Below are 4,432 nucleotides of genomic sequence, written 5' to 3'. Positions count from 1 at the left end.
GTCGGCGCCGACGGGGCGCGGACGCGGCAAGGGATTCGACAGCGGCACGGGGGACGGCGCGGGAAGATTGATCACCGTGCCAAACATCGGCGCGGGATGCCGGCCGGTCTGGAGGAACAGCGCATTGGCAACGATCGCACCGATCGCAGCGACGGCAACGAGGCCAGCCAGCGTGTCCTTGGGGCTGTGCAGCAGCACGCGCATGACGAGATTGCGCTCGGTATCGACATCGACCACCGCGGCTTTGGCGCCACGGCGGCGGGGAGCGGCTTCGTCCTTGGCAGACTTCTTAGGCACTTTTCTTCACCAGAGCGGGTTGGTCCTGAGTTTGGTCATGCGACTCTTGGCGCAGCACCGGCGTTAGCGTCGCGATGTTGCTCTCGGCCGGCTTGATTTGCGGCGGCGTGTAGACGAGCGGCAGCTTGACGGTGACGGCGGTGCCCTCCCCGAGCTTGCTTTGTACCGTCAATTCGCCGAGATGCAACGCCACGAGGCTCTTGACGATCGACAATCCGAGGCCGGTGCCTTCGTGACGGCGCTGGTAGGTCTTGCCCGCCTGGAAGAACGGCGCGCCGATGCGCTTGAGATCATCAGGCGCGATGCCGACGCCGGTGTCGCTGACGCGCAGCGTCAGCTGCGATCCGGTCACCGCAGCGGAAACGGAAACCTGGCCACCGCGCTCGGTGAACTTGATGGCGTTGGCGACGAGATTGAGCACGATCTGCTTGAAGGAGCGCGGATCGCCGGTCATGACGGGCAGGTCCTGCGGCGCGTCGGTGATGAGGTCGATGCCGTTCTCCCGCGCCTTCAGCGCCAGCAGATTGCAGCAATGCATGAGCGAGGCGCGCGGCGCGAACGGCTCGGACGCGATCTCGAAATTGCCCGATTCCATCTTCGACATGTCCAGGATGCCGTTGACGACCGACAGCAGATGCTGGCCGGAATCGTTGATGAGCTGGGCATATTCCTTGCGCTGGGCCGCACCCAGCATCAAGGTCTGCTCCTGCGCGATCATCTCGGAGAAGCCGATGATGGCGTTGAGCGGCGTCCGCAGCTCGTGGCTCATGGTGGCGAGGAAGCGCGTCTTGGCGGCATCGGCCGCTTCAGCGGCACTGCGCGCCTGATCCAGCGCCTGCTCGGAAAGCTTGTGACCGGTGACGTCGCGCATCACGGCGACGACCTCGGCCTCGCGTGTGACCTCGCTATGAGGATTTTTGCCCATATCCTGGTCGAGGGGGCGGCAGCGCATCTCGACCCAGAGAAAATCGATCTGACCGCGCTCCGAACCATCCAACTCACGCCGCAGCCGGAACTCGACGCTGCGCACCTCGCCACGCGCGGCATCGGACAGCGCCGTGAGATAGGCCGGGCGATCCGCGACATGGACGCGGTCGAACAGGCCATGACCGAGCAGTTGCGCCACCGGCATGCCGAGCATGGCCTCCGCCGCCGGCGAGATGAACTGCACCGCGCCGTTGCGCTGATGCCGCGAGACGACGTCGCTCATGTTGCGCGCGAGCAGGCGATAACGCTCCTCTTCGCGCGACAGCAGCGCGACGCTGGTGCGCGCGAGCGATTCCGCGCCGAAGGAGAGACCCGCGGCATAGAGCGTCGCCGAGGCGACGCCGAACGCCATCAGCACGCCGCGTTCTGCGGCGCTGGTGTCTGCTGACGGCAGCCAGCCGAGCTGGCCGATGAGGATCAGGATTCCCGCACAGGACAGCGCGAGCAATGAGGCGAAGGCGGTGACGCGGCGCGAGGCCGACAGCGCCGCTTCGAGGGGAACCACGACCAGCCAGACCGCGGCGAATGATTCGATGCCGCCCGTGGTACCCGCGACGGCCATGATCAGGCCGGCGAGCGCCAGCGACGACAGCACATGCGCGCCTTCATAGCGGCCGGTGCGCGACAGGAACCAGGACAGCAGGATCGGCGCGATCAGCCATGCGAAAGCGGCGACCTCGATTGCGCTCGGCGCGCCGCGCATGGCGAGATAGACCGGGAATGCGGCAAAAGCCGCCAGGCTGCCGAGCAGCCGCGGCGCCATGAAGGCACGATGGCGCGCTCGCATCAGCGCATCGTAACGCGCGGAGGGATGCAGCAGTGCATCGAGACAATCGCGGATGATACTCAAAACTGTCACGGGTCTCGCGCTTCGGCTCATTCGTCGGAAGACGCGCCGGAACGCCTCCTTGTCGTTGAGCCACCGTGTCAGAGCGACCTTAAACGAGTGCTAAGGCGGCGCTGCGCGCGGCCGGACGCCGGGACATCGCGGGGCTTTTTAGACGATTTGCCGACGTCTTCAGTGAGGATGGTGAACACAGGGTTTCACCGTTCCCGCTCATGGTTTCGAATTGGTAGATGCGCATGCCGGCAGAATCACGGGCGCCGGCGTCAATCGAAAATTTACGACAACGTCGATCCCAAAGAATTTTGCGTAAATTTTCCGCGAATTAAGCTCAAGGCAATCACTTGCGATTTATCGAGAGTTGCTAGGTCCGACGTCCGCGGAGATCGCCGCGGGCGGGATCGAACGTACAGGTCGCAAGATGCGCTTTCTGCTTCGCATCACATTCTGGCTCGGGCTGGTGCTGGTGCTCCTGCCCAGGGACAAGACACCCGAATCGGAGAAGCTGCCGCAGATCGGCGCCGCCGACGCGGTGCAGGCTGCGACCGCGGCCGTCTCGGACATGACTCAATTCTGCAAGCGCCAGCCGGCGGCCTGCGAGGTCGGTGGACAGGCCGCGACCATCATCGGCCAGCGCGCCCAGGACGGCGCGCGCAAGATCTACCAGATCATCAACGACAAAAAAGAGCAGATCTCCAACGACAAGAACGACAAGAGCGAGAAGAACGAGAAGAAGGCCCCCGACCATACCGGCTCGATCGCGATGGCCGGCGAAGGCGATCTCGTCTCGAGCGAAGCGCCGCACGACACGCTGAGCCAGGACGACCTGGCACTGGAATGGCGCGGCCCGCAGCCGGCGAATTAGCGCCCAAACCCTATCGATTTCGGCCCCTCGCATCCCTATATTGGCGGGAAGCGGGAACACGGGCCAGCATGACCACGATCGACGAAATCAGGGATAATTTCGAGCTTCTGGACGAGTGGGACGACCGCTACCGGTACGTCATCGAGCTTGGCCGCACCCTGGAACCGATGCCGGAGGCGGAACATTCCGCCGAGAACAAGGTCAATGGCTGCGTCAGCCAGGTCTGGCTTCAGAAGCTGGTCGATCGCGGCAATGGCGCACCGATCCTGAAGTATCGCGGCGACAGCGACGCGCATATCGTGCGGGGGCTGGTCGCGATCGTGCTGTCGCTCTATTCGGGCCGCACGCCGCAGGAGATCCTCGATACCGATGCGATCGCCGTGTTCAACGAGTTCGGCTTTCGCGATCATCTGACGCCGCAGCGCTCCAACGGCCTGCGCTCGATGGTCGACCGCATCAAGACCGATGCGAAAGAGGCGCTGGCGGAAGCGTCGTAAAGAAGCTTCGTAGGGAGCTCCCGTAGGGTGGGCAAAGCGAAGCTTGCCCACCTTCTGAGTGTGGTCGAAAAAGACTCGTGGGCACGGCGCTTCGCGCCTTTGCCCACCCTACGAGGCCTCCCGATCGGCGGCCTTTCGCACTACCCGCTCTACTTCCCCTTCTTCCGCTGCTGCTGCCCGAGGCCCATCTGCTTCGCCAGTTGGGAGCGCGCCACCGCGTAGTTCGGCGCGACCATGGGATAGTCGGCCGGCAGGCCCCATTTCTCGCGGTATTGCTCCGGCGTCATGTTGTACTGCGTGCGTAGATGGCGCTTCAGCGACTTGAACCGCTTGCCGTCTTCGAGACAGACCAGATAATCGGGCGCGATCGACTTCTTCAGCGAGACCGCCGGCTTCGCCGGCTCGAGCGGCGCAGCCTCGGTGCGGCCCGACGACACCCGCACCAGGGCGCCGTGCACCTGGCTGATCAGGTTCGGAATATCCGCAGCCGGCGTCGGATTGTTGCTGAGATAGGCCGACACGATGCTCGCCGTCAGCTCGATGAAATTCTTAGCCCCGGCATCCGACATGGGCCCGCCCTCTCTCCACCTTGCGCCTCACGGGATAGACGACGCCGAACTATTCCGTGTCAACAATACGTTCGGCCGAAATACGACAACTGACGAGGATGAGCTGATGCAAGTGAGGAGTGGTGCTTTCCTTGGGCGCAGCTGCCTCAGCTCCGCTGGTCGAGATGGGCGCGCAGCTCGTCGATCGAGGCAAAGCGCATCATGCCCTCCGGCATCTGCGCTTCGATCGAGCCGTCGGAATAGAGCGAATAGGCCATACCATCGACGATTCCGGATTTGAGCACGGTCACGGGCGGCTGCTCGACAATTGCCGGCGTCGGCTCGGGTGCAGGCGGCGGAGCGGCCTCTGCGAAGGTCGATGGCGAGCGCGCCG

The 4,432-nt window shown here is 64.3% G+C and carries 4 protein-coding genes and 2 pseudogenes; 2 read left to right on the top strand and 4 right to left on the bottom strand.

Features of this window, described 5'->3' with window-relative positions; genetic code table 11:
- Positions 1-297, bottom strand: a pseudogene (locus MOV74_RS32115) (peptidoglycan-binding protein); the annotation flags it as partial.
- A complete protein-coding gene (locus tag MOV74_RS32110) occupies positions 290-2,164 on the bottom strand; it encodes an ATP-binding protein (RefSeq protein ID WP_246931018.1) in 1,875 nt (624 codons plus the stop codon). The gene MOV74_RS32110 and the pseudogene MOV74_RS32115, both read right to left, overlap by 8 nt.
- Positions 2,165-2,549: 385 nt before the next feature.
- On the opposite strand from MOV74_RS32110, the gene MOV74_RS32105 reads away from it, so the two are divergent.
- Complete coding sequence (locus MOV74_RS32105) at positions 2,550-2,993, top strand: DUF5330 domain-containing protein (RefSeq protein WP_246931017.1); 444 nt, start codon at positions 2,550-2,552, stop codon at positions 2,991-2,993.
- Positions 2,994-3,061: 68 nt separating this feature from the next.
- On the top strand, positions 3,062-3,490 hold the full coding sequence (locus MOV74_RS32100) for a SufE family protein (protein ID WP_246931016.1): 429 nt from the start codon (positions 3,062-3,064) through the stop codon (positions 3,488-3,490).
- A 149-nt stretch (positions 3,491-3,639) separates the two neighbouring features.
- On the opposite strand, the gene MOV74_RS32095 is transcribed toward MOV74_RS32100, so the two are convergent.
- Together MOV74_RS32095 and MOV74_RS32090 are read right to left on the bottom strand one after the other, a co-directional pair.
- Positions 3,640-4,059, bottom strand: a complete 420-nt coding sequence (locus tag MOV74_RS32095) for a MucR family transcriptional regulator (protein ID WP_246931015.1) — start codon at positions 4,057-4,059, stop codon at positions 3,640-3,642.
- Between the two features lie 146 nt (positions 4,060-4,205).
- Positions 4,206-4,432, bottom strand: a pseudogene (locus tag MOV74_RS32090) (DUF308 domain-containing protein); the annotation flags it as partial.

It is taken from the genome of Bradyrhizobium sp. SHOUNA76 (genome assembly GCF_023006445.1).
Taxonomy (GTDB): Bacteria; Pseudomonadota; Alphaproteobacteria; order Rhizobiales; family Xanthobacteraceae; genus Bradyrhizobium.
Note: the sequence above shows the minus strand (reverse complement) of the source record. Positions and strands in the feature narration are given on the sequence as shown.